Annotated in this window: 22 protein-coding genes and 1 tRNA gene; 13 read left to right on the top strand and 10 right to left on the bottom strand. The window is 55.8% G+C overall.

Annotated features, from left to right (window positions below; genetic code table 11):
• The first annotated feature begins 112 nt into the window (after positions 1-112).
• Positions 113-188 (top strand) — tRNA-Trp (locus BHE81_RS23395).
• Between the two features lie 109 nt (positions 189-297).
• Here the strand turns inward: BHE81_RS23395 and hdfR are convergent.
• Entirely contained in the window at positions 298-1,119 is an 822-nt protein-coding gene (gene hdfR / locus BHE81_RS23400) for an HTH-type transcriptional regulator HdfR (RefSeq protein WP_002883081.1), read from the bottom strand.
• Positions 1,120-1,237: 118 nt separating this feature from the next.
• Between hdfR and BHE81_RS23405 the strand changes: the two genes are divergently transcribed.
• Complete coding sequence (locus BHE81_RS23405; RefSeq protein WP_004146520.1) at positions 1,238-1,576, top strand: DUF413 domain-containing protein; 339 nt, start codon at positions 1,238-1,240, stop codon at positions 1,574-1,576.
• 24 nt (positions 1,577-1,600) lie between these two features.
• On the opposite strand, the gene BHE81_RS23410 is transcribed toward BHE81_RS23405, so the two are convergent.
• Positions 1,601-3,121: a YifB family Mg chelatase-like AAA ATPase gene (locus BHE81_RS23410; protein ID WP_002883134.1), complete on the bottom strand. Its 1,521-nt coding sequence runs from the start codon at positions 3,119-3,121 to the stop codon at positions 1,601-1,603.
• 354 nt (positions 3,122-3,475) lie between these two features.
• Here BHE81_RS23410 and ilvL point away from each other — a divergent pair, with 354 nt between their 5' ends.
• The 7 genes from ilvL (at position 3,476) to ilvA (ending at position 10,019) form a co-directional block, all read left to right on the top strand.
• Entirely contained in the window at positions 3,476-3,574 is a 99-nt protein-coding gene (ilvL, locus tag BHE81_RS23415; protein ID WP_001311244.1) for an ilv operon leader peptide, read from the top strand.
• 87 nt (positions 3,575-3,661) lie between these two features.
• On the top strand, positions 3,662-3,712 hold the full coding sequence (gene ilvX / locus BHE81_RS29155) for a peptide IlvX (RefSeq protein ID WP_175426296.1): 51 nt from the start codon (positions 3,662-3,664) through the stop codon (positions 3,710-3,712).
• Positions 3,713-3,714: 2 nt separating this feature from the next.
• Positions 3,715-5,361: an acetolactate synthase 2 catalytic subunit gene (gene ilvG, locus BHE81_RS23420; RefSeq protein WP_002883142.1), complete on the top strand. Its 1,647-nt coding sequence runs from the start codon at positions 3,715-3,717 to the stop codon at positions 5,359-5,361.
• Entirely contained in the window at positions 5,358-5,615 is a 258-nt protein-coding gene (ilvM, locus tag BHE81_RS23425; protein ID WP_002883170.1) for an acetolactate synthase 2 small subunit, read from the top strand. The genes ilvG and ilvM overlap by 4 nt, the downstream gene beginning before the upstream one ends.
• Before the next feature lie 16 nt (positions 5,616-5,631).
• A complete protein-coding gene (ilvE, locus tag BHE81_RS23430) occupies positions 5,632-6,561 on the top strand; it encodes a branched-chain-amino-acid transaminase (RefSeq protein WP_002883171.1) in 930 nt (309 codons plus the stop codon).
• Positions 6,562-6,621: 60 nt separating this feature from the next.
• Positions 6,622-8,472, top strand: a complete 1,851-nt coding sequence (ilvD, locus tag BHE81_RS23435) for a dihydroxy-acid dehydratase (protein WP_002883173.1) — start codon at positions 6,622-6,624, stop codon at positions 8,470-8,472.
• A gap of 2 nt (positions 8,473-8,474) precedes the next feature.
• On the top strand, positions 8,475-10,019 hold the full coding sequence (gene ilvA / locus BHE81_RS23440; RefSeq protein WP_002883174.1) for a threonine ammonia-lyase, biosynthetic: 1,545 nt from the start codon (positions 8,475-8,477) through the stop codon (positions 10,017-10,019).
• On the opposite strand, the gene ilvY is transcribed toward ilvA, so the two are convergent.
• Positions 10,016-10,906 carry an HTH-type transcriptional activator IlvY gene (gene ilvY, locus BHE81_RS23445; protein ID WP_002883176.1) on the bottom strand — a complete coding sequence of 297 codons (891 nt, stop codon included), beginning with the start codon at positions 10,904-10,906 and terminating at the stop codon, positions 10,016-10,018. The two genes, ilvA and ilvY, sit on opposite strands and share 4 nt — an antisense overlap.
• A gap of 152 nt (positions 10,907-11,058) precedes the next feature.
• Between ilvY and ilvC the strand changes: the two genes are divergently transcribed.
• Positions 11,059-12,534, top strand: coding sequence for a ketol-acid reductoisomerase (gene ilvC, locus BHE81_RS23450; RefSeq protein ID WP_002883178.1), 1,476 nt, complete (start codon positions 11,059-11,061; stop codon positions 12,532-12,534).
• Positions 12,535-12,737: 203 nt separating this feature from the next.
• On the opposite strand, the gene ppiC (BHE81_RS23455) is transcribed toward ilvC, so the two are convergent.
• Positions 12,738-13,019: a peptidylprolyl isomerase PpiC gene (ppiC, locus tag BHE81_RS23455; protein WP_002883180.1), complete on the bottom strand. Its 282-nt coding sequence runs from the start codon at positions 13,017-13,019 to the stop codon at positions 12,738-12,740.
• A 51-nt stretch (positions 13,020-13,070) separates the two neighbouring features.
• Positions 13,071-13,352: a peptidylprolyl isomerase PpiC gene (gene ppiC / locus BHE81_RS23460; RefSeq protein WP_002883181.1), complete on the bottom strand. Its 282-nt coding sequence runs from the start codon at positions 13,350-13,352 to the stop codon at positions 13,071-13,073.
• A gap of 112 nt (positions 13,353-13,464) precedes the next feature.
• Between ppiC (BHE81_RS23460) and rep the strand changes: the two genes are divergently transcribed.
• Positions 13,465-15,486 (top strand): DNA helicase Rep, encoded by a 2,022-nt coding sequence (gene rep, locus BHE81_RS23465; protein ID WP_004181641.1) that lies wholly within the window; start codon positions 13,465-13,467, stop codon positions 15,484-15,486.
• 4 nt (positions 15,487-15,490) lie between these two features.
• Here rep and BHE81_RS23470 read toward each other — a convergent pair whose 3' ends face one another.
• The 5 genes from BHE81_RS23470 to rhlB all read right to left on the bottom strand — a co-directional run bounded on the left by BHE81_RS23470 (position 15,491) and on the right by rhlB (position 21,243).
• Positions 15,491-16,213 carry a DUF554 domain-containing protein gene (locus BHE81_RS23470; protein WP_002883185.1) on the bottom strand — a complete coding sequence of 241 codons (723 nt, stop codon included), beginning with the start codon at positions 16,211-16,213 and terminating at the stop codon, positions 15,491-15,493.
• 62 nt (positions 16,214-16,275) lie between these two features.
• The gene (locus BHE81_RS23475; protein WP_021469958.1) at positions 16,276-17,274 is read right to left on the bottom strand and encodes an amidohydrolase family protein; all 999 of its coding nucleotides are present in this window, start codon (positions 17,272-17,274) and stop codon (positions 16,276-16,278) included.
• A gap of 130 nt (positions 17,275-17,404) precedes the next feature.
• Positions 17,405-18,331, bottom strand: coding sequence for a LysR family transcriptional regulator (locus tag BHE81_RS23480; protein ID WP_002883211.1), 927 nt, complete (start codon positions 18,329-18,331; stop codon positions 17,405-17,407).
• Positions 18,332-18,350: 19 nt separating this feature from the next.
• A complete protein-coding gene (gppA, locus tag BHE81_RS23485; RefSeq protein ID WP_004150419.1) occupies positions 18,351-19,859 on the bottom strand; it encodes a guanosine-5'-triphosphate,3'-diphosphate diphosphatase in 1,509 nt (502 codons plus the stop codon).
• Positions 19,860-19,977: 118 nt separating this feature from the next.
• Positions 19,978-21,243 carry an ATP-dependent RNA helicase RhlB gene (gene rhlB / locus BHE81_RS23490; protein ID WP_002883222.1) on the bottom strand — a complete coding sequence of 422 codons (1,266 nt, stop codon included), beginning with the start codon at positions 21,241-21,243 and terminating at the stop codon, positions 19,978-19,980.
• Between the two features lie 341 nt (positions 21,244-21,584).
• Here rhlB and trxA point away from each other — a divergent pair, with 341 nt between their 5' ends.
• The gene (gene trxA / locus BHE81_RS23495; protein ID WP_002883224.1) at positions 21,585-21,914 is read left to right on the top strand and encodes a thioredoxin TrxA; all 330 of its coding nucleotides are present in this window, start codon (positions 21,585-21,587) and stop codon (positions 21,912-21,914) included.
• A 330-nt stretch (positions 21,915-22,244) separates the two neighbouring features.
• Positions 22,245-23,504 carry a transcription termination factor Rho gene (gene rho, locus BHE81_RS23505; RefSeq protein WP_002883293.1) on the top strand — a complete coding sequence of 420 codons (1,260 nt, stop codon included), beginning with the start codon at positions 22,245-22,247 and terminating at the stop codon, positions 23,502-23,504.
• The last annotated feature ends 169 nt before the right edge of the window (positions 23,505-23,673 follow it).

The raw sequence follows: 23,673 nt of genomic DNA on the forward strand, positions 1-23,673 counted from the left end.
GTTAGAATACCTGCCTGTCACGCAGGGGGTCGCGGGTTCGAGTCCCGTCCGTTCCGCCACTTATTTAACATTAAGCCTGCTCAAATAGCAGGCTTAGTGGTAAGAAAATTTTAGGGGCGTAGTTCAATTGGTAGAGCACCGGTCTCCAAAACCGGGTGTTGGGAGTTCGAGTCTCTCCGCCCCTGCCATTTATAAGAATCCTTTGCTCAGGCAAAGGATTTTTTTTTATCTCTAATCTCCATTGGCAATATCCCCTACGAAAATACCTTGCTGATCTCCGTCCATGGAGAGTAGCGTTTATTCCAGAATAGGGTTTTTCAGGATCTCATGGATCTGCGCCTGCTTATCGCTATTTTGTAACCAGATCGCATAAAGTGGACGGGATAACGTAGCGCTGTCCATGACCGTATGTAACCCATGCTTCTCTTTCGCCCAGCGAGCAGGTAGCCAACAGCAGCCGTTCAGGCGCGATAATTGCTGATAGATCAGTTCAGCTGAAGAGGTAGTGAGCAGCGGAACATCATCGCTTCCTATCAGTCCCACTTCGTTTTGCTGAAAATCAGGCCCCCATTCAAGGCGCAAGTAATTCAATTCATTTCTGTTTTTTGCAGGCGATGCGCAATACAGGGCAAGAGTAAAATTACCCAACAGCTGGCTGCTTAATTCATCCATCTTCGGCGATTCGGTGGTGATCAGCAGATCCAACTGGCGTTCGTGAAGCTGTTTAACCAACGACTGCCGCTGCGCGATACGGGCTTCAAACTGGAGATTGTAAGGTGCGCTGTAGAGGGTACCGAGCCAGCTGTTAAGCATACATTCCCACAGGGAGGCGCTGGCCCCAATGGAGAATTCATTATGTCGCGAAGAGTGTGCCACCTCCTTGCGCGCAGCCTGCCAGGTATTCATGAGCGTTTCGGCATAGGGGAGGAGCTTTTCGCCGGCGGTCGTCAGGCGGATGTTATTACGATGACGGGTGAACAGATTCACACCAAGTTGATTTTCCAGCTGACGAATACGAAAGCTGACTGCTGACTGTGTCAGGTAAAGCGCCTCTGCTGCTCGCCCAAAGTGACGAGTTCTACTCACTTCCAGGAAAGTCTTGAGCAATTCCGTATCCACACCGTTCTCCACAAAATTATTTGTCGTGATGATTTAAATGTTTTGTTTGACGCTCTGTCAAGCGTAACTAATACTCCGCGCCATAAATAGCTCGGCCAAAGAATCAGGAGCGTGTAGGATGGCGGAAAGCTTTACGACGACTAATCGTTTTTTCGACAATAAAAATTATCCACGCGGGTTCTCCCGTCACGGTGATTTCACCATCAAAGAGGCGCAACTGCTGGAACGTCATGGTTATGCCTTTAACGAACTGGAACTGGGTAAGCGCGAACCTGTTACCGAAGATGAAAAACAATTTGTCTCGGTGTGCCGTGGTGAACGTGAGCCGGTGACGGAAGCAGAACGCGTATGGATTAAGTATATGGCGCGTATCAAGCGGCCGAAGCGTTTCCATACTCTGTCCGGCGGCAAACCGCAGATGGAAGGCGCTGACGATTACACCGAAAGCGATGACTAAGAAAAAAGGGCGTAAGCCCTTTTTTTACGCCATCATTTTCTGCAGATGGTTGAGCATCCGATCAATTGCCCGATAGCTGAGCGCCTCCTGCAAATGACAGCGTTCAATCTCTTCAACCTCTGCCAGATCGGCAATGGTTCTCGCAACCTTTAACAGACGCTGCCAGGCGCGAATAGAAAGCCCCAGCTGCGTTAGCGTCTGTTCCAGCCAGACAGCATCCTCCCGCCTTAAGCGACAGCAGTTCTTCATTTCACGATTCTCAAGATGGGCATTGAGTTTATTTTGCCTGAGCATTTGTCGTTCACGCGCCGCCAGCACCCGCTGCCGGACCGTTGCGCTCGATTCTTCGCCCTGCGAGCCCTGACTCAGTATTCCTGGCGGCGGCAATGGGATCTCTAAGGAAAGATCGAAGCGGTCGAGGAAGGGGCCTGACAGGCGTCCAAGGTAGCGCAATGTCTGCTCCGGCGATGCACGATTATGTTTACCCTGATAATGTCCTGTCGGGCTTGGATTCATCGCTGCAATAAGCTGAAAGCGCGCCGGATAGTCAATTTTGGCGCGCGAGCGTGATATGTGGATCTTGCCTGACTCAATGGGTTCGCGTAGCGCATCCAGTACCCGCCGCTCAAACTCCGGCAGTTCATCAAGAAACAGCACGCCATTATGGGCCAGGGAAATCTCACCGGGGACCGGTATCGAGCCGCCGCCCACCATCGCTGCCAGCGAGGCGCTATGGTGGGGGGCGCGGAACGGCCTCTGACGCCACCGCGTCTTTGCGGTGTGGAGGTTGACCAGACTCTGTATGGCCGCGCTCTCCAGCGCTTCCTGATTGCTTAATGGCGGCAGGAGACCGGGGAGTCGGCTGGCTAGCATGGTTTTCCCGGTCCCGGGCGGGCCTATCAGGAGCAGGTTGTGACCACCGGCGGCCACAATCTCCAGCGCTCGTTTGCCCTGCTGCTGGCCGATAACATCGAGCAGATCTTCGTAGCGTTCATCCCGAGCAGGCGCCTCGGCGAGAGGCGGCGAAAGCGATGTCTGCCCCGCAAGAAATGCGCAAACCTCCTGCAGATGGTCGGCGACCAGACAATCGCTGCCGCCGATCAGGCCGACCTCCGCCGCATTGTCAGAGGAGACGACAATGCGCCGGCCGGCTTTGATGGCCTCCATTGCGCTGGGGATCGCCCCTGGAACGCCTCGTAACCCACCTGTAAGGGCGAGTTCGCCCACAAACTCATATTGATTCAGTCGCGTCGTGTTGAGCTGCTCTGAGGCAACGAGAAGCGCGAGAGCGATGGGCAGATCGTATCGTCCGCCTTCTTTGGGCAGATCCGCTGGCGCCAGGTTAATGGTTATCTTCTTCGCAGGAAAAGCGTAGCCGCTGTTGATCAGGGCGCTGCGGACCCGGTCGCGGGCCTCTTTCACGGTGGTTTCCGGCAGCCCGACCATAGTTAGACCAGGAAGACCGTTGCTGAGATGAACCTCAACGGTAATCAATGGCGCTTCGATACCGAGCGCCGCGCGAGTATAGACGATAGCGAGCGACATAAAACCTCCTGGACAGAGAAGAATTATGGTTGGCATGACGTAAAGCGAGAATGGAAAAAGTGCGAATTTAGAACTGCGTATCCATACTTTTCGCGGCACATCGTTACATTTAGCCGAAAATGGACGTTTGATCGCAAAACAGAGCTATGTTGGCAAAGAGGGCGCCGAAGAGCGCGGCAGGGGTGAGAAAACTGAATTTTTTTCATTTTTGATTTTTTTCATATAAAACAATTATTTTTATTGAAACCGTTAGGCTGATCAGCAACGAAGATATAAAAAAATCTTGTGCTTTATGTGATGTCTGTGGTAACTCTTTAGGTATTCCTTCGAACAAGAAGCCAGAAAGTATAGAAAATGACAGCCCTTCTACGAGTGATTAGCCTGGTCGTGATTAGCGTGGTGGTGATTATTATCCCACCGTGCGGGGCTGCACTTGGACGAGGAAAGGCTTAGAAATCAAGCCTTAACGAACTAAGACCCCCGCACCGAAAGGTCCGGGGGTTTTTTTATAACTGAAATAACCTAAGCGAGGAGCAGATGATGACTTTTAGCATAAAATTCTGTTTCTCCCGATTTATGACGGGGAACTAACTATGAATGGCGCGCAGTGGGTGGTACATGCTTTGCGGACACAGGGAGTCGACACAGTTTTTGGCTATCCGGGTGGCGCAATTATGCCGGTTTACGATGCACTGTATGACGGCGGCGTGGAGCACCTGCTGTGCCGGCATGAGCAAGGGGCAGCCATGGCGGCCATTGGTTATGCGCGAGCAACCGGTAAAACCGGGGTGTGTATCGCGACGTCCGGCCCGGGCGCGACCAATCTGATCACCGGCCTGGCGGACGCCCTGCTTGACTCTATTCCCATCGTAGCTATCACCGGCCAGGTGGCCGCACCCTTCATCGGCACGGATGCGTTCCAGGAAGTAGACGTTCTCGGTTTGTCACTGGCCTGTACTAAGCACAGTTTCCTTGTGCAGTCTCTGGACGAACTGCCGCGGGTTATTGCTGAGGCTTTCCAGGTGGCAAACTCAGGCCGTCCAGGTCCGGTGCTGGTTGATATCCCTAAGGATATTCAGATGGCGCAGGGCGACCTCGATCCCCATTTCTCTACCGTCGCCGATGAGATGGCATTTCCGCAGGCGGAAGTGGCGCAGGCTCTGCAGATGCTGGCCCAATCGCAGCAACCGATGCTGTATGTTGGCGGCGGGGTCGGCATGGCGCAGGCGGTACCGGCTTTGCGCGAATTCTTGGCGGTGACCAGGATGCCGGCAACCTGCACCCTGAAAGGGCTGGGCGTGGTGGATGCTGATTATCCCTATTATCTCGGCATGCTGGGAATGCACGGCACTAAGGCGGCCAACCTGGCGGTACAGGAGTGCGATCTGCTGATCGCCGTCGGCGCGCGCTTTGACGATCGCGTGACCGGTAAGCTCAATACCTTCGCACCGCATGCCAAAGTGATCCACATGGACATCGATCCGGCGGAGCTGAACAAGCTGCGTCAGGCGCATATCGGTCTGACAGGCGATCTGAACTGCCTGCTGCCGGCGCTGCAGCAGCCGTTAGCTATCGATGGCTGGCGCGAGCGGAGTGCCGCACTGCGTGCCGAGCATGCCTGGCGTTACGATCATCCCGGTGAGGCAATCTACGCGCCGCTGCTGCTGAAGCAGCTTTCCGACCGCAAGCCGGCGGACAGCGTGGTGACCACCGACGTTGGCCAACACCAAATGTGGTCGGCTCAGCATATGACCTATACCCGCCCGGAAAACTTTATCACCTCCAGCGGCTTAGGCACCATGGGCTTTGGCCTGCCGGCCGCCGTTGGCGCCCAGGTGGCTCGCCCTAACGATACGGTGATCTGTATCTCCGGTGACGGCTCCTTCATGATGAATGTACAGGAGCTGGGCACCGTTAAACGCAAGCAGTTACCGCTGAAGATCGTGTTACTCGACAACCAGCGGTTAGGGATGGTTCGACAATGGCAGCAGCTGTTTTTCCAGGAACGTTATAGCGAAACCACTCTGACTGATAACCCTGATTTCCTCACGCTGGCCAGCGCCTTCGGTATTCCTGGCCAACACATCACCCGTAAAGACCAGGTTGAAGCGGCACTCGACACCATGCTTTCGAGCCAGGGGCCATACCTGCTTCATGTCTCAATCGACGAACTTGAGAATGTCTGGCCGTTGGTGCCGCCCGGCGCCAGTAACTCTGAAATGCTGGAGAAATTATCATGATGCAACATCAGGTCGCTTTACAGGCACGTTTCAATCCGGAAACCTTAGAGCGCGTGCTGCGCGTTGTCCGCCACCGGGGTTTCCACATCTGCGCAATGAACATGGAAACCGCGCCGGACGCACAGAACATAAATATCGAATTGACCGTTGCCAGCCCGCGGCCCGTCGAATTACTGTTTAGTCAATTAAGCAAACTGGTCGACGTTGCCTGCGTCGAGATCCAGCAACCCACATCACAACAAATCCGCGCCTGAGCGCAAAGGAAGAAAAATGACGACGAAAAAAGCTGATTACATTTGGTTCAATGGCGAGATGGTTCCGTGGGGCGAAGCGAAAGTTCATGTGATGTCCCATGCGCTGCACTACGGTACCTCGGTATTCGAGGGGATCCGTTGCTACGACTCGCACAAAGGCCCGGTGGTGTTCCGTCATCGCGAACATATGCAGCGTCTGCATGATTCAGCCAAAATTTATCGTTTCCCGGTCTCCCAGAGCGTCGACGAACTGATGGAAGCCTGCCGCGAAGTCATTCGAACCAATAATCTGACCAGCGCTTATATCCGTCCGCTGGTGTTTGTTGGCGATGTCGGCATGGGGGTAAACCCGCCTCCGGGTTACAACACTGACGTGATCATCGCGGCGTTCCCATGGGGAGCCTACCTCGGCGCAGAAGCGCTTGAGCAGGGGATCGATGCAATGGTCTCTTCCTGGAACCGCGCGGCGCCGAACACTATCCCGACGGCAGCGAAAGCCGGTGGTAATTATCTTTCCTCGCTGCTGGTTGGCAGTGAAGCGCGTCGCCATGGCTATCAGGAAGGTATCGCCCTCGATGTTAACGGCTATATCTCCGAAGGCGCAGGGGAAAACCTGTTTGAAGTGAAGGACGGTGTACTGTTCACCCCGCCGTTTACCTCTTCCGCGCTGCCGGGCATTACCCGCGACGCCATTATCAAGCTGGCGAAAGATCTTGGTATCGAAGTCCGCGAGCAGGTGTTGTCCCGTGAATCCCTGTATCTGGCGGATGAAGTCTTCATGTCCGGCACTGCGGCGGAAATCACCCCGGTACGCAGCGTGGACGGCATCCAGGTCGGCGCAGGCCGTCGCGGTCCGGTAACCAAACGCATTCAGGAAGCCTTCTTTGGCCTCTTCACCGGTGAAACAGAAGATAAATGGGGCTGGTTGGATCCGGTAAGTAAGTAATTAAAAATGGGACGGCACGCACCGTCCCATTTAATAAACACAGATGGGAGTAAAAAGAGCATGCCTAAGTACCGTTCCGCCACCACCACACATGGCCGCAATATGGCGGGCGCCCGCGCGTTGTGGCGCGCAACCGGAATGACCGATGCCGATTTCGGCAAACCGATTATCGCCGTCGTTAACTCCTTTACCCAGTTTGTCCCCGGGCACGTGCACCTGCGCGATCTCGGCAAACTGGTTGCCGAGCAGATTGAAGCCGCCGGTGGCGTGGCCAAAGAATTCAACACCATCGCAGTGGATGATGGGATCGCTATGGGCCACGGGGGTATGCTCTATTCACTGCCATCCCGCGAGCTGATCGCCGACTCGGTGGAGTATATGGTTAACGCCCACTGCGCTGATGCCATGGTTTGTATCTCCAACTGCGACAAAATCACCCCGGGGATGCTGATGGCTTCCCTGCGCCTGAACATTCCGGTGATCTTTGTGTCCGGCGGCCCGATGGAAGCCGGGAAGACCAAGCTGTCAGATAAAATCATCAAGCTTGACCTGGTGGATGCGATGATTCAGGGGGCGGATCCGAAAGTGTCCGACGAGCAGAGTAATCAGGTGGAACGCTCCGCCTGCCCGACCTGCGGCTCCTGTTCCGGGATGTTCACGGCGAACTCCATGAACTGCCTGACCGAAGCGCTGGGCCTGTCGCAGCCGGGCAACGGCTCTCTGCTGGCGACCCACGCCGATCGTAAGGAGCTGTTCCTAAACGCCGGGAAACGTATCGTGGAGCTGACCAAACGCTATTACGAGCAGGATGACGCTTCCGCGCTGCCGCGCAATATCGCCAGCAAGGCGGCCTTTGAGAACGCTATGACGCTGGATATCGCCATGGGCGGCTCCACCAATACCGTTCTGCACCTGCTGGCGGCGGCGCAGGAAGCTGAAATCGACTTCACCATGAGCGATATCGATAAGCTCTCCCGCAAAGTGCCGCAGCTGTGTAAGGTGGCGCCGAGCACGCAGAAATACCATATGGAAGATGTGCATCGCGCCGGCGGCGTGCTGGGCATTCTGGGCGAGCTGGACCGCGCCGGGCTGCTGAATCGCGAGGTCAAAAACGTCCTTGGCCTGACGCTGCCGCAGACCCTGGAACAGTACGATGTGATGGTGACCCAGGACGACGCGGTGAAAAAAATGTTCCGCGCCGGCCCGGCGGGCATTCGTACCACCCAGGCGTTCTCGCAAGACTGCCGCTGGGATACCCTGGATGACGATCGCGCCGAAGGCTGTATCCGTTCTCTGGAACACGCTTACAGCAAGGACGGCGGCCTGGCGGTGCTGTACGGCAATTTCGCAGAAAACGGTTGTATCGTGAAAACCGCCGGCGTGGACGACAGCATCCTGAAATTTACCGGTCCGGCGAAAGTATATGAGAGCCAGGACGATGCGGTTGAGGCCATCCTCGGCGGTAAAGTCGTGGAAGGCGACGTCGTGGTGATCCGCTACGAAGGGCCGAAAGGCGGGCCGGGGATGCAGGAGATGCTTTACCCCACCAGCTTCCTGAAGTCGATGGGGCTGGGCAAAGCGTGCGCGCTGATCACCGATGGCCGTTTCTCCGGCGGCACCTCAGGGCTCTCTATCGGTCACGTCTCTCCGGAAGCGGCGAGCGGCGGCAACATTGCGCTCATTGAAGATGGCGACATGATCGCGATTGATATTCCGAACCGCAGCATCCAGCTGCAGCTGAGCGATGCGGAAATTGCGGCGCGTCGTGAAGCCCAGGAAGCGCGTGGCGACCAGGCGTGGACGCCGAAGAATCGCCAGCGTCAGGTCTCCTTTGCTCTTCGCGCCTACGCCAGCCTGGCGACCAGCGCCGACAAAGGCGCGGTACGCGATAAATCCAAGCTGGGTGGCTAATCATGGCGGATTCACAACCCTTGTCCGGCGCCCCTGAGGGCGCCGAGTACCTGCGAGCAGTGCTGCGCGCGCCGGTTTATGAAGCGGTGCAGAAAACGCCGCTGCAAAAAATGGATAAGCTCTCGTCGCGGCTGGATAACGTTATTCTGGTGAAGCGTGAAGATCGCCAGCCGGTACACAGCTTTAAGCTGCGCGGCGCTTACGCGATGATGTCCAGCCTGACTGCCGAACAGAAATCCCACGGGGTGATCACCGCTTCGGCGGGCAACCATGCCCAGGGCGTGGCGTTTTCCGCATCGCGGCTGGGCGTTAAGGCGCTGATCGTGATGCCGGTAGCGACCGCCGATATCAAAGTCGATGCCGTTCGCGGCTTTGGCGGCGAAGTGCTGCTGCACGGCGCCAACTTTGACGAAGCGAAGGCGAGAGCGATTGAGCTGGCGCAACAGCAGGGTTTTACCTGGGTGCCGCCGTTCGATCACCCGATGGTCATCGCCGGACAGGGAACCCTGGCGCTGGAGCTGCTGCAGCAGGATGCCCATATTGACCGCGTATTCGTCCCGGTGGGCGGCGGCGGTCTGGCAGCGGGCGTGGCGGTGCTGATCAAGCAGCTGATGCCGCAGATCAAAGTGATCGCGGTGGAGGCGGAAGATTCTGCTTGCCTGAAGGCGGCGCTGGACGCAGGCCATCCGGTGGATCTGCCGCGCGTCGGCTTGTTTGCCGAAGGCGTGGCGGTCAAACGCATCGGCGATGAAACGTTCCGTTTATGCCAGGAGTATCTGGACGATATCATCACCGTCGATAGCGATGCTATCTGCGCGGCGATGAAAGATCTGTTCGAAGATGTGCGGGCGGTGGCGGAGCCTTCCGGCGCGCTGGCGCTGGCGGGGATGAAAAAGTATATCGCCCAGCATAACATCCGCGGCGAGCGTCTGGCTCATATTCTGTCCGGGGCCAACGTCAACTTCCACGGCCTGCGCTACGTGTCCGAGCGCTGCGAGCTCGGGGAACAGCGCGAAGCGCTGCTGGCGGTGACGATCCCGGAAGAGAAAGGTAGCTTTTTGAAGTTTTGCCAGCTACTGGGGGGCCGCTCGGTGACGGAGTTCAACTACCGCTTTGCCGATGCCAAAGACGCCTGTATTTTTGTCGGGGTACGGCTGAGTCGTGGCCTGGAAGAGCGGAAAGAGATCCTCCAGTTACTGAACGACGGCGGCTACAGCGTGGTGGATCTCTCTGATGATGAGATGGCTAAGCTGCATGTGCGCTATATGGTCGGCGGCCGGCCGTCAAAAGCGCTGCAGGAGCGGCTGTTCAGCTTCGAGTTTCCGGAATCGCCGGGGGCGCTGCTGAAATTCCTGCATACCCTTGGCACCCACTGGAATATTTCACTGTTCCACTACCGCAGCCACGGCACTGACTATGGTCGGGTACTGGCGGCCTTCGAGTTGGGCGAGCACGAGCCGGACTTTGAAACTCGTCTCAATGAGCTGGGCTATGAGTGCCACGACGAAACGCATAACCCGGCATTCCGCTTTTTCCTCGCGGGTTAGTGGTTGGGAAGAATTTTCCAGAAAGCATCAATAAGCGGCTCATGCAGCCGCTTTTTTTGTGCGCAAACGCCCAGCTCAAACGGCGTTTGCTCATCGCTGCGCTCCAGGATCATCACCCTGTTGCGTACCGGCTCCGGACTGTTCTCCAGCACCACTTCCGGCAGCAGCGCCACGCCGCATCCCAGGGCGACCATCGACACCATCGCTTCGTGCCCGCCGACGGTGGCGTAGATCGACGGATTGCTGATTTTATGCCGCCGAAACCACAGCTCGATGCGCCGACGTACCGGCCCCTGGTCGGCCATGATAAAGGGCACTGTCGACCAGTCGGGGCGCTCGACGGTCACCTGGTTGCGCACCGGGCAGGGAAGGGCCGGGGCAATTAACACCACGGCGAGGTTCTCCAGCATCGAAAACGCCACCGACCCTGGCAGAGTCTCCGGCTTACCGGCAATCGCCAGGTCGGCTTCGCCGGTGACGACCTTCTCCATAGCGTCGGCGGCGTCGCCGGTCGAGAGCTTGATCTCCACCGAGGGGTGCGCGGCGCGAAAGCGGTCGAGGATCGGCGGCAGATGGCTATAGGCGGCGGTGACAGAGCAGAAGATGTGCAGCTCGCCGGAGAGCGAAGGGCCCTGCTGATCGATGACGTGACGAAGCTGCTGATACTGCAATAAAGTCTGTTGGGCAAAGGTACGTAACTCTTCCCCGGCTTCGGTAAGGGTCACCGTGCGATTATCTCGCACGAACAGCGGCTGGCCGAGGTCCTCTTCCAGACGTTGGATCTGGCGCGAAAGCGTCGACGGGCTGACGTGCATGGCCCGCGCGCTGCGGCCAAAATGGCGGCTTTCCGCCAGATGCAGAAAAGTTTTCAGATCGCGTAAATCCACGGCGCGTACTCCCCGGTTTTGTATTTCATAAAATGCAACGTGACGTTGTGAATATATCAATTTCCGCAATAAAATTCCTGTCATATAGTAAGTTCATTCTCGCAAAAGCGAACCGAACAATAAGCACGACACAACATCACGGAGTTACAGACATGGCTAACTACTTTAATACACTGAACCTGCGCCAGCAGCTGGCACAGCTGGGCAAATGCCGCTTTATGGCGCGCGACGAATTCGCCGATGGCGCAAGCTACCTTCAGGGTAAAAAAGTGGTTATCGTCGGCTGCGGCGCGCAGGGCCTGAACCAGGGTCTGAACATGCGTGACTCCGGCCTGGATATCTCCTATGCGCTGCGTAAAGAAGCGATCGCTGAGAAGCGCGCCTCCTGGCGTAAAGCGACTGAAAACGGCTTCAAAGTCGGCACTTATGAAGAGTTGATCCCGCAGGCCGACCTGGTGGTTAACCTGACGCCGGACAAACAGCACTCAGACGTTGTGCGCTCCGTACAGCCGCTGATGAAAGACGGCGCAGCGCTGGGTTACTCCCACGGCTTCAACATCGTGGAAGTGGGCGAGCAGATCCGTAAAGACATCACCGTGGTGATGGTGGCGCCGAAGTGCCCGGGCACCGAAGTGCGTGAAGAGTACAAACGCGGTTTCGGCGTACCGACGCTTATCGCGGTACACCCGGAAAACGACCCGAAAGGCGAAGGCATGGCGATTGCCAAAGCATGGGCTGCGGCGACAGGCGGCCACCGCGCGGGCGTGCTGGAGTCTTCCTTCGTGGCGGAAGTGAAATCTGACCTGATGGGCGAGCAAACCATCCTTTGCGGCATGCTGCAGGCGGGTTCTCTGCTGTGCTTCGACAAGCTGGTGGCGGAAGGTACCGATCCGGCGTATGCAGAAAAACTGATTCAGTTCGGCTGGGAAACCATCACCGAAGCGCTGAAGCAGGGCGGCATCACCCTGATGATGGATCGCCTCTCCAACCCGGCGAAACTGCGCGCTTATGCGCTGTCCGAGCAGCTGAAAGAGATCATGGCGCCGCTGTTCCAGAAACACATGGACGACATCATCTCCGGCGAATTCTCCTCCGGCATGATGGCGGACTGGGCGAATGATGATAAGAAACTGCTGACCTGGCGTGAAGAGACCGGCAAAACCGCCTTCGAAACCGCGCCGCAATATGAAGGCAAAATCGGCGAGCAGGAGTACTTCGATAAAGGCGTTCTGATGATCGCGATGGTGAAAGCGGGCGTTGAGCTGGCCTTCGAAACCATGGTGGCCTCCGGCATCATCGAAGAGTCTGCTTACTACGAATCACTGCATGAGCTGCCGCTTATCGCCAACACCATCGCCCGTAAGCGTCTGTATGAGATGAACGTGGTTATTTCCGATACCGCTGAATATGGTAACTACCTGTTCTCTTACGCTTGCGTACCGCTGCTGAAAGAGTTCATGACCACCCTGCAGACCGGCGACCTGGGCACAGCGATTGCCGAAGGCGCGGTAGATAACGCGCAGCTGCGCGATGTGAACGAAGCGATTCGCAGCCACGCTATCGAGCAGGTTGGTAAGAAACTGCGCGGTTATATGACCGATATGAAGCGTATCGCGGTAGCCGGCTAATTCCTCGTCGTCTTTCGACTTGCCGATGCGTTGGCTACGGTACGTACACCCCAGTCACATAGTAATCTTTGTTGCTGGGGATGTACTTCCTTGCCGCCTTCCGGCAAGCCGAAATCCATAGAGGCATGGATTTGTTTAGTAGGCCTGATAAGCGAAGCGCCATCAGGCAAAAACCCGGAGATTAAGATCCCCGGGTTTTTTTATTATTTCCGGTACAGCACTTTGATGATGTGGTAGCCGAACTGGGTATGCAGCGGGCCGGTTGGCTCCAGTTCAGGGCAGGAGAAGACCACTTTATCGAAGGCCGGTACCATCTGGCCCTGGCGGAACTCACCCAGATCGCCGCCGCGTTTGCCTGACGGACAAATGGAGTGTTTCTTTGCCAGCTTGCCGAAATCGGCGCCGTTTTTGAGCTGCTCGAGCAGATCGAGCGCCAGTTTCTCTTCTTTTACCAGGATATGCAGTGCTGCCGCGGTTTTAGCCATGATTGCGCCTTGAGTGAGTTGGGATAAATCAGGGCGCCATAGTATCACGCGCTAGCGGCGATACAGCACCTTGATGATGTGGTAGCCGAATTTGGTTTTCACCGGGCCATAGGGTTTGAGCAGCGGACAGCTGAAGACGGCTTGATCAAACGGACCGACCATCGCGCCTTGCTGAAACTCGCCTAAGTCGCCGCCGTTGCGGCCAGACGGACATTTAGAATAGCGTTTCGCCAGATGATCGAAGCTGACGCCCCGCTCCAGTTTGGCGAGGATCTCCAGCGCCAGTTTCTCTTCTTTGACCAGGATATGCAGGGCCGCTGCGCTTTTTGCCATGACATCATTCTCAGGATGGTTTGCGTGGCTGACACTTTACCATCAGTCAGTAAATCTCGGCTCCGCTTTCTGCTACAATCCCCACCCCGTTCGAAGATTGAGCAAGACTCCCATGCGTTTAAACCCTGGCCAACAACAAGCCGTCGAATTCGTCACCGGACCGTGCCTGGTGCTGGCGGGCGCCGGTTCCGGTAAGACCCGCGTTATTACGAATAAAATCGCCCACCTGATCCGCGGCTGCGGCTATCAGGCGCGCCATATCGCGGCCGTGACCTTTACCAACAAAGCCGCGCGCGAGATGAAAGAGCGCGTTGGGCAAACGCTGGGGCGCAAAGAGGCGCGTGGGCTGATGATTTCCACCTTCCACACTTTGGGGCTGGATATCATTAAGCGCGAATACGCTGCGCTGGGTATGAAGTCTAACTTTTCCTTATTCGACGATACCGACCAGGTGGCGCTGCTTAAGGAACTGACCGAAGGGTTGATCGAAGATGACAAAGTGGTGCTTCAGCAGCTGATCTCGACGATCTCCAACTGGAAAAACGATCTAAAAACCCCGGCGCAGGCCGCCGCTGGCGCGAAAGGCGAACGGGATCGTATTTTCGCCCACTGCTATGGGCTATACGACGCGCACATGAAGGCCTGCAATGTCCTCGATTTTGACGATCTGATCCTGCTGCCAACGCTGCTGCTGCAGCGCAACGAGGAGGTGCGCGAGCGCTGGCAAAATAAGATCCGCTACCTGCTGGTGGATGAGTATCAGGATACCAATACCAGCCAGTATGAGCTGGTGAAACTGCTGGTGGGTCAGCGGGCGCGCTTTACCGTGGTGGGCGATGACGACCAGTCGATCTACTCCTGGCGCGGCGCGCGGCCGCAGAACCTGGTGCTGCTCAGCCAGGACTTCCCGGCGCTGCAGGTGATCAAGCTTGAGCAGAACTACCGCTCATCCGGGCGTATTCTGAAAGCCGCCAACATTTTGATCGCCAATAACCCTCACGTCTTTGAAAAGCGGCTGTTCTCCGAACTGGGATATGGCGCGGAGCTGAAAGTGCTCTCCGCCAACAATGAAGATCATGAAGCGGAGCGCGTGGCCGGGGAGCTGATCGCCCACCACTTCATTAATAAAACCAATTACAAAGACTACGCGATCCTTTATCGCGGCAATCACCAGTCGCGGGTCTTTGAAAAGATGCTGATGCAGAACCGCATCCCGTACAAAATCTCCGGCGGCACGTCGTTCTTTTCGCGTCCGGAAATTAAAGATCTGCTGGCCTATCTGCGCGTGCTGACCAACCCGGACGACGACAGCGCCTTCCTGCGTATCGTCAACACGCCGAAGCGCGAGATCGGCCCGGCGACGCTGCAAAAGCTCGGTGAGTGGGCGATGGGCCGCAACAAAGGATTGTTCACCGCCAGCTTTGATATGGGTCTCAGCCAGACGCTGACCGGGCGCGGCTATGAATCTCTCACCCGCTTCACCCACTGGCTACGCGAGATCCAGCAGCTGGCCGAACGCGAGCCGGTCAACGCCGTGCGCGATTTGATTCGCGGGATCGACTACGAATCCTGGCTGTATGAAACCTCGCCCAGCCCGAAAGCCGCGGAAATGCGCATGAAAAACGTCAACCAGCTGTTTACCTGGATGACCGAGATGCTGGAAGGCAGCGAAATCGATGAGCCGATGACCCTGACCCAGGTGGTCACCCGCTTTACCCTGCGCGACATGATGGAGCGCGGCGAATCGGATGAAGAGCTGGATCAGGTGCAGCTGATGACTCTCCATGCGTCAAAGGGGCTGGAGTTCCCCTACGTTTATCTGGTGGGAATGGAAGAGGGATTGCTGCCGCACCAAAGCAGCATTGATGAAGATAACGTCGATGAAGAGCGCCGCCTGGCCTACGTTGGCATCACCCGTGCGCAGAAAGAGCTGACCTTTACGCTCTGTAAGGAGCGCCGGCAATATGGCGAGCTGGTGCGTCCTGAACCGAGTCGTTTTCTGCTGGAGCTCCCTCAGGACGACCTTATCTGGGAGCAGGCACGCAAAACCATTACGCCTGAAGAGCGGATGCAAAAAGGCCAGGCCAACGTCGCTAATATTCGGGCGATGCTGGCAAAGGCGAAAAAAGCTTAGCGTCTCAGGCGATAAACTGCTGCCAGGCGGCGGAGAAGGGCATCACCAGTATTAGCGAGGGCAGCATATTGGCGGTAGGGAAGGCACGGATCCCGCACAGACGGAAACCGGTCGCCAGCATAATGATGCCGCCGCAGGCGGTGAAGTCGGCGATCATCGACGGATTGATTAACGCCATGATAAAGGTTGCCGCGAAAAACAGGATAACGAAAACAATCAGCTGGGGAATAAAGATCACGGTGATGATATACCCCAGCGTGGAGGCGAAAATCGCGGCAGTAAAAAAGTCGAGGATCGACTTGGTCAGCAGAATGGTCGGGTCGCCGGTCATCCCTTCGGTTAAGGCGCCGAAGATGCCGGTACCGCTGGCGCAGAACAGGATCAGCACGGCGATAAACTGATTCATAAAATCTTCCGCACCGACGCTGGCGCTGGACTGCGCCGGAAAGATACGTTCAATGGGGCTGCGCAGCGTTGTTCCGGCTCGTTCAATCCATTTTTCAATATTCAACAGGCCGCCGATAATCGTGCCGACAATAATAGCCAGGGCAATCGGCGGCAGGTTATGCAATTTATTGACAAAGAATATGCCCATACTGATTGAGATCAGTCCGGCGATCAACGGTAAGGTTTTTTTGAAATGTTCCGGAATAAAACGATTCAGTGAAGCGCCCGCCAGCGCACCAACGAGAAGCGAGCCGCTACAGACAAATATACCTATAGCCATAATTTATTTTCCCTAATAAAAATCAGGGCCTGAATATACAGACCCTGAAATATTTGAATTAATTATTTAATGTTAAATACGCGGCTGGCATTACCCCAGGCGATTTTCTCTTTCAGGCCTGCTTCAAGTTCTAAAGGATCAAACCAGTCGCAGGCCTGATGAATATCTTCATACGGATAATCGACAGAGAACATCACGCGATCGGCGCCCATGACTTCAATAGCATTATTCAGTGAATGGGTATTGAAATGGCCGCTGGTGGTAACGATGAAGTTATTCTGCAGGTAGTGCATTAACGGTTTTTCCGCTTTACCCAGACCGCAGCCGAAACGCTGACGATAGAGACGATGTTGAGTGCGCGGCAGCATATGTACCAGCCCTTCGCCGAGGTGACCCAGCACCATATTGAGGTTAGGATAACGATCGAACAGACCGCTCATCATCAGACGAATAGCATGCACTGCCGTTTCCTGAGCGAAGCCCCAGGCAGAGCCGATCAGGCTTTCGTAACCGGTATAGATGCCACGCGCCGGGCCTTCCAGCGGTTCACGAGGATGCAGATAGACAGGCACGTTCAGCTCGTTGACCTTATCCCAGAATACCAGCATGGATTCGTCATCAAGATACAGGCCATGCTCGCTATCTTTAACGTTGGTGTAGCCGTTGATCAGCGCACCTTTCATGCCTAACTTTTTCACGGCGCGCTCCAGCTCTTCCGCCGCGGCTTCCGGGTTCTGCAATGCCAGGGTGGCGAAGGCGCTGAATTTGTCCGGATTTGGCTTAACATAATTCTCAACGATAAAATCGTTGGTATCGCGGGCAAAAGAGACGGCTTTGGCTTTATCTAAAATAGACTGGGCGCCAGGTGAAGTCAGAGAAAGAATTACATGATCAATATGACGCTGCGCCATTTCTTCCAGCTGAATGCTGCGATCCAGCAGGCGGCGTTCAACATCTTTCATATATTCTGTGCCGTTACGACCTGCTTCACCAGATGAATCCCACAGACGGTTATTTTCAGGAGTGGATACGTGTTCTTCTAAAGCAATTTTTCCGCGCATGATATTTTCCTTGCGATATGAGTCAGTGTGGCTTGATGCGAGGAGAATAAAAGCTTTCACGTATTACCAGCAATAAACCAAACGTAATAGGGGTTATTAATAAAACCAATACACGGGCGTATTTTGTTACTTAGATTTTAATAGAAGTACTCTGCTGTGCGGGATCGGCAAGCGTAGCGATCAGCGAGCGTAGCCAGATATGTCCGGGATCGCGGTGCAGCCGCTGATGCCAGACCTGACGGATGGCGATTTTGGCGAGGGGAAAAGGCAGCGGCCAGCTGCGGCAGGGATAGCGCCGGGTGATATGCCGCGCCACCTGTTCCGGGACGACGGCAATCATATCGCTTTCGGCCACCAGCTCACCGGTACCTAAAAAACTTGGTAACGTTAGCGCAATGCGCCGGGGCATGTGGTGCTCATCAAGCAGCTTATCCATATCGCCATGGGCAGTCCCCTCCACGCGGATCGCCAGATGCTTTTCCTGGCGCCAGTCTTCGGCGCGGAGCTGTGCGCGAATGCGAGGATGGTTTTCCGCAGCCAGGCAGACATATGATTGATCGAAGAGATGTTGCTGGTAGACGCTTTCCGGAAGCTGCGTCAGATAGCCGATCGCGAGATCGCATTTCCCGGATTCGAGGGCGTTGAGGGTCTGCTCATCCAGATTCTGTACCGTAAAGGTGATCCCGTCCGCCGCCTGCTGCTGGAGCGCAATTTGCAATAAAGGCAGCAGCGTCATTTGGCTGATATCGGTCATACCGATCGTAAAATTACGCTGGCTCTGCTGGGGAAGAAATTCAGGTTTGACCGCTAAATCGTTATCGGCAAGCTGGAGAAGAGTCGAGATGGTGGGGGCGATCGCGTCCGCTCGCGGCGTCGGGATCATCCGCTGCCCGACCCGGACAAACAGCGGGTCAGCAAAATGATCTCGTAGTTTTTTCAGCAAAAGGCTGCCGGTGGGCTGGCTGATATCGAGCGCGTCCGCTGCTGGGGAAACATTGCCCAAGCGGTAGAGCGCAGAGAAAAAGCGTAGCGATTTGAAATCCAGTTCTTCCCGCATCCGCCCTCCTGGCTGGATATTATTTCAGCGTATCGCCGCTGGCGACCCGAAGTATCCAGTGGACGTAGCTTTGCCACTGACACTCCTGATCGACCATCTCCCGACCCAGCGGATGTTCATCCAGCCAGTTTCCCGGCAATATCAGCGTCAGTTGTTCGTCTTGAGCGGTCAGCTGAATGGCGGGCAACAGATCGTCGCGCCGCCGGCTGGCAAACAGGATTGCCAGTCGCAGCAGACGACACAGATGCTCAGCCACCCGCGGCGGGACGGCATTCTGTTGATGAAGCGAAGAGAGGTCGATAGCGTTAGTCTGGTTAAGGAGCAGCGTGGCAATCAGCTTCTTCTGCGCCGGGGTAAACCCCGGCAGGTCGAGGTTATTGACCAGATAGGCGGCGTGCTGCGGCGCGCGCTTAAAATCCACGCTCAGCCCAATCTCATGCAGCGCACAGGCGCTAAGGAGTAAATCACGGCTTAGCGGATCCAGCTCCCAGCTGCCATCCAACTGACTGAGCAGATGACTGGCAAGGCCGCCGACGCGCTGGGCCTGTTCGGTGTCGATCATAAAACGACGCTGAATATTACGCAGCGTGCGGCTGCGGATGTCCTGCTCAACGGAGAGATGCAGCATGCCGTACACCAGGCCTTCGCGTAACGCGCCGCCCGCGAGGGTCATACACTGAATATTCAGTTCGCTGAAGATAGCGATCAGGATCGCCAGCCCGCTAGGAAACACCAGCGCCCGCTCAAGGGTTAAGCCTTCGATCTCCAGCTCTTCCAGACGTCCGCACTGGATAGCGCGCTGTTTAAGCTGCTGGAGTTTGGCGAGGGTGATTCGTTCATCCATCCCCTGCGCCATCATAATTTCCTGCAGAGCCTGAACGGTGCCGGAGGCGCCAACGCACACTTTCCATCCGTGATAGCGCAGCACATCGGCGACGGGCAGTAGCACCTCGCGCGCAGCCGCTTCGGCGAGATCGAAATTCTCTTTCGTCAGACTACGGTCGGCAAAATAGCGTTCAAGCCAGGTGACACAGCCCATCGACAGGCTAAACAGCGAGGTTGTTTGTGCGCCGGTCCCGGTCACCAGCTCGGTGCTGGCGCCGCCGATATCGACCACCAGGCGCTGATCGGCGCCGCCGGTGGTGTGGGCGACACCCTGGTAAATCAGGCGCGCTTCTTCTTCGCCGCTGATCACTTGCACTGGAGTGCCGAGGATCTCCTGCGCTTTCGCCAGAAACTCCCCCGCATTGACGGCAAGACGCAGCGTGGCGGTGGCCACGACGCGGATTTGCGTCGGCGGAATATCCTGCAGGCGCTCGGCAAACAGGCGTAAGCACTGCCAGCCCCGTTCCATCGCTTCTGCGGAGAGGGTGTTGTCGCTATTCAGGCCGGCGGCCAGTCGAACCTTACGCTTAATGCGGCTCAGCGTCTGGATGCTGCCCGCCACCTCGCGCACCACCAACATATGGAAACTATTAGAGCCCAAATCAATGGCGGCATATAGCGAGGTGGAGCTCATGCTCTTCATCGTTCAGAAGGCTCCCTGGTCGGCGGGGCGCTTAGGCCCGATCCACATCACTGAGCGGGTCGCCAGAGGAAGGTCGCCCTGGCAGATTCTGAATGACTGAGCGTATGGCATAGATCTCTTAACCTGAACGACGACGATTGCGCGGTGGACCGTTACGGCGCGGGCCGTTGCCTGGGCGCGCACGGGTCAGACGCAGCGGCTTAGGCAGGTCGGTCATCAGCGCGTCCGGGTTGTACTTACTGACCGGAATTGAGTGACCAATATAGGTTTCGATCGCCGGCAGATTCAGCGCATACTCTTCGCAGGCGAGGCTAATGGAGTGACCGCTGGCGCCAGCGCGACCGGTACGGCCGATGCGGTGAACGTAATCTTCGCAGTCGTCCGGCAGATCGTAGTTAAAGACGTGAGTCACGGCCGGAATATGTAAGCCACGGGCGGCAACATCGGTCGCGACCAGAATATCGAGGTCGCCACGGGTAAATTCTTCGAGAATGCGCAGACGTTTTTTCTGCGCCACGTCGCCGGTCAGCAGACCTACGCGATGGCCGTCGGCGGCGAGATGGCCCCAGATATCTTCGCAACGGTGCTTGGTATTGGCGAAAACGATGGCGCGATCGGGCCACTCTTCTTCCAGCAGCGTCTGCAGCAGGCGCATTTTTTCTTCGTTGGACGGGTAGAAGAGCTCTTCTTTAATACGGTGGCCCGTTTTCTGTTCCGGCTCGACTTCAACGTACTCGGCGTTATTCATTTGTTCGAACGCCAGTTCGCGGACGCGATAAGAAAGGGTCGCGGAGAACAGCATGTTCAGGCGCTGAGTGGCCGGCGGCATGCGGCGGAACAGCCAGCGGATATCTTTAATAAAGCCGAGATCGTACATGCGATCGGCTTCGTCCAGCACGACAACCTGAATGGCGCCGAGGTTAATGTGGTTCTGCTTCGCGTAATCGATCAGACGACCAGTGGTGCCGATCAGAATATCGACGCCGCTTTCCAGCACTTTCAACTGCTTATCGTAGCCGTCGCCGCCGTAAGCCAGACCCAGCTTCAGACCGGTGGCCTGCGCCAGTGGCTCAGCGTCGGCGTGGATCTGTACCGCCAGTTCACGCGTCGGCGCCATAATCAGCGCGCGCGGTTGGTTAACCTGGCGATCGGCGATAGCCGGGTGAGAGAGAAGATAATGAAACGTTGACGTCAGGAACGCCATCGTTTTACCGGTACCGGTTTGCGCCTGCCCGGCGACATCGCGGCCTTCCAGCGTCAGCGGAAGGGCGAGGGCCTGAATGGGTGTGCAATTATGAAACCCTTTCTTTTCAAGGGCTTCAATGACTGCCGGGTGCAGGGCGAAGTCGGAAAACTTCTGTTCTGTTAAATGTGTTTTGCTCATAGTGTGGTAGAATATCAGCTAACTATTGCATTAAGAAAGCGTATCCGGTGAAATAACGTCAACCTTTCGTTGGCGGTGTACGAAATTATTCAAGGTACGTCTACGGTAACTGAACGAATCCAGGATAGCTTAGACTACTAAGCGAGTCGGGAGCGATAAATCTGCAGCATGCAGTTCGCGTTCGGGCACCCTGGCGTCAACAGGCGAGTCCATGATGGATTGCGCCAGTTGGCAGGCCAGAGAATTGAGGTATCCTGAAGAATAGCGTGCATAACGTAGCCGCAGCGCGTCGTTGATGGCTACGACACCAACACACCAGGCTTATTCCTGTGGAGTTAAATATGAGCGATAAAATTATTCACCTGACTGACGACAGTTTTGACACGGACGTACTCAAGGCTGACGGGCTGACCCTCGTCGATTTCTGGGCAGAGTGGTGTGGTCCGTGCAAAATGATCGCCCCGATTCTGGATGAGATCGCTGAAGAGTATCAGGGCAAACTGACCGTAGCTAAGCTGAACATTGACCAGAACCCGGGCACTGCGCCGAAATACGGCATTCGCGGTATCCCAACCCTGCTGCTGTTTAAAAACGGCGAAGTGGCGGCCACTAAAGTTGGCGCACTGTCCAAGGGTCAGCTGAAAGAGTTCCTCGACGCTAACCTGGCGTAAGCGAATTGCTGTTCCGGCGTCCAGATTCCTATTTTTTGCGGAACTCTGGACGCCCGGCTGGAGTCGTGCTAAGTTAATCCACAGACTTCGTTTTAAACATACCTTGTTTGAATCTTGTTTTACCCGAAGCATCCCGCATAAATGCGCGTGAAGCTAATAATTCCGGGCTTTTCACTCATTCCGTCTAGTCGTTTCAGTTCTGCGTTCTTTCCTGTGACCAGGCAACGTACAGACACGAGATGAAGGCCGTTAACAGGCATGGAAGTTCCTGCCATACCATTCACAACATTAAGTTCGAGATTTACCCCGAGTTTAAGAACCCACACCACTATGAATCTTACCGAATTAAAGAATACGCCGGTTTCTGAGCTGATTACTCTCGGCGAAAATATGGGGCTGGAAAACCTGGCTCGTATGCGTAAGCAGGATATTATTTTTGCCATCCTCAAGCAGCATTCGAAGAGTGGCGAAGATATCTTTGGCGACGGCGTACTGGAGATACTGCAGGATGGATTTGGATTCCTCCGCTCCGCAGACAGCTCCTACCTCGCCGGCCCTGACGACATCTACGTATCCCCCAGCCAAATCCGCCGTTTCAACCTCCGCACTGGTGACACCATTTCCGGTAAGATTCGTCCTCCGAAAGAGGGTGAACGTTACTTTGCGCTGCTGAAAGTTAACGAAGTTAACTACGACAAGCCGGAAAACGCGCGTAACAAGATCCTGTTCGAGAACTTAACGCCGCTGCACGCGAACTCTCGCCTGCGTATGGAGCGTGGTAACGGTTCTACCGAAGACTTAACCGCTCGCGTACTGGATCTGGCCTCCCCGATTGGCCGCGGCCAGCGTGGCCTCATCGTCGCGCCGCCGAAAGCCGGTAAAACCATGCTGCTGCAGAACATCGCGCAGAGCATCGCATACAACCACCCGGACTGTGTCCTGATGGTACTGCTGATCGACGAACGTCCGGAAGAAGTGACCGAGATGCAGCGTCTGGTGAAAGGTGAAGTGGTTGCTTCCACCTTTGACGAGCCGGCATCGCGTCACGTGCAGGTTGCCGAGATGGTTATTGAGAAAGCGAAACGTCTGGTTGAACACAAGAAAGACGTTATCATCCTGCTCGACTCTATTACCCGTCTGGCGCGTGCCTACAACACCGTGGTTCCGGCTTCCGGTAAAGTGTTGACCGGTGGTGTGGACGCCAACGCCCTGCACCGTCCGAAGCGTTTCTTTGGTGCGGCACGTAACGTCGAGGAGGGCGGTAGCCTGACCATCATCGCCACGGCGCTGATCGACACCGGTTCCAAAATGGACGAAGTTATCTACGAAGAGTTTAAAGGCACCGGTAACATGGAACTGCACCTCTCTCGTAAGATTGCTGAAAAACGCGTCTTCCCGGCTATCGACTACAACCGTTCCGGTACCCGTAAAGAAGAGCTGCTTACCACTCAGGAAGAGCTGCAGAAAATGTGGATCCTGCGCAAAATTATCCATCCGATGGGTGAGATTGATGCGATGGAATTCCTCATCAATAAGCTGGCAATGACCAAGACGAATGATGACTTCTTCGATATGATGAAGCGCTCGTAAGGTAAAAAAAGCCAAAAACGCCACGCCTTTGCGTGGCGTTTTCATTTTTGGGTTTGTATGATCCAGAGACAGAGAAAGCGGGACGAAAGTTGTCGTATAATGGCGCCGGATAGCAGGCGGAGACAGCTTTAACAGACTAAAATCTATACAATAAATTTGTAATGTTCTG

It is taken from the genome of Klebsiella sp. AqSCr (assembly GCF_008452795.1).
Taxonomy (GTDB): domain Bacteria; phylum Pseudomonadota; class Gammaproteobacteria; order Enterobacterales; family Enterobacteriaceae; genus Klebsiella; species Klebsiella pneumoniae.

What these genes read in the sequence shown, in the direction of transcription:
- BHE81_RS23405 (WP_004146520.1), top strand. Translation starts at nt 1,238, where the DNA reads ATGGCGGAAAGCTTTACGACGACTAATCGTTTTTTCGACAATAAAAAT.
- BHE81_RS23410 (WP_002883134.1), bottom strand. Translation starts at nt 3,121, where the DNA reads ATGTCGCTCGCTATCGTCTATACTCGCGCGGCGCTCGGTATCGAAGCG.
- ilvL (WP_001311244.1), top strand. Translation starts at nt 3,476, where the DNA reads ATGACAGCCCTTCTACGAGTGATTAGCCTGGTCGTGATTAGCGTGGTG.
- ilvG (WP_002883142.1), top strand. Translation starts at nt 3,715, where the DNA reads ATGAATGGCGCGCAGTGGGTGGTACATGCTTTGCGGACACAGGGAGTC.
- ilvM (WP_002883170.1), top strand. Translation starts at nt 5,358, where the DNA reads ATGATGCAACATCAGGTCGCTTTACAGGCACGTTTCAATCCGGAAACC.
- ilvE (WP_002883171.1), top strand. Translation starts at nt 5,632, where the DNA reads ATGACGACGAAAAAAGCTGATTACATTTGGTTCAATGGCGAGATGGTT.
- ilvD (WP_002883173.1), top strand. Translation starts at nt 6,622, where the DNA reads ATGCCTAAGTACCGTTCCGCCACCACCACACATGGCCGCAATATGGCG.
- ilvA (WP_002883174.1), top strand. Translation starts at nt 8,475, where the DNA reads ATGGCGGATTCACAACCCTTGTCCGGCGCCCCTGAGGGCGCCGAGTAC.
- ilvC (WP_002883178.1), top strand. Translation starts at nt 11,059, where the DNA reads ATGGCTAACTACTTTAATACACTGAACCTGCGCCAGCAGCTGGCACAG.
- ppiC (WP_002883180.1), bottom strand. Translation starts at nt 13,019, where the DNA reads ATGGCTAAAACCGCGGCAGCACTGCATATCCTGGTAAAAGAAGAGAAA.
- ppiC (WP_002883181.1), bottom strand. Translation starts at nt 13,352, where the DNA reads ATGGCAAAAAGCGCAGCGGCCCTGCATATCCTGGTCAAAGAAGAGAAA.
- rep (WP_004181641.1), top strand. Translation starts at nt 13,465, where the DNA reads ATGCGTTTAAACCCTGGCCAACAACAAGCCGTCGAATTCGTCACCGGA.
- BHE81_RS23470 (WP_002883185.1), bottom strand. Translation starts at nt 16,213, where the DNA reads ATGGCTATAGGTATATTTGTCTGTAGCGGCTCGCTTCTCGTTGGTGCG.
- BHE81_RS23475 (WP_021469958.1), bottom strand. Translation starts at nt 17,274, where the DNA reads ATGCGCGGAAAAATTGCTTTAGAAGAACACGTATCCACTCCTGAAAAT.
- BHE81_RS23480 (WP_002883211.1), bottom strand. Translation starts at nt 18,331, where the DNA reads ATGCGGGAAGAACTGGATTTCAAATCGCTACGCTTTTTCTCTGCGCTC.
- gppA (WP_004150419.1), bottom strand. Translation starts at nt 19,859, where the DNA reads ATGAAGAGCATGAGCTCCACCTCGCTATATGCCGCCATTGATTTGGGC.
- rhlB (WP_002883222.1), bottom strand. Translation starts at nt 21,243, where the DNA reads ATGAGCAAAACACATTTAACAGAACAGAAGTTTTCCGACTTCGCCCTG.
- trxA (WP_002883224.1), top strand. Translation starts at nt 21,585, where the DNA reads ATGAGCGATAAAATTATTCACCTGACTGACGACAGTTTTGACACGGAC.
- rho (WP_002883293.1), top strand. Translation starts at nt 22,245, where the DNA reads ATGAATCTTACCGAATTAAAGAATACGCCGGTTTCTGAGCTGATTACT.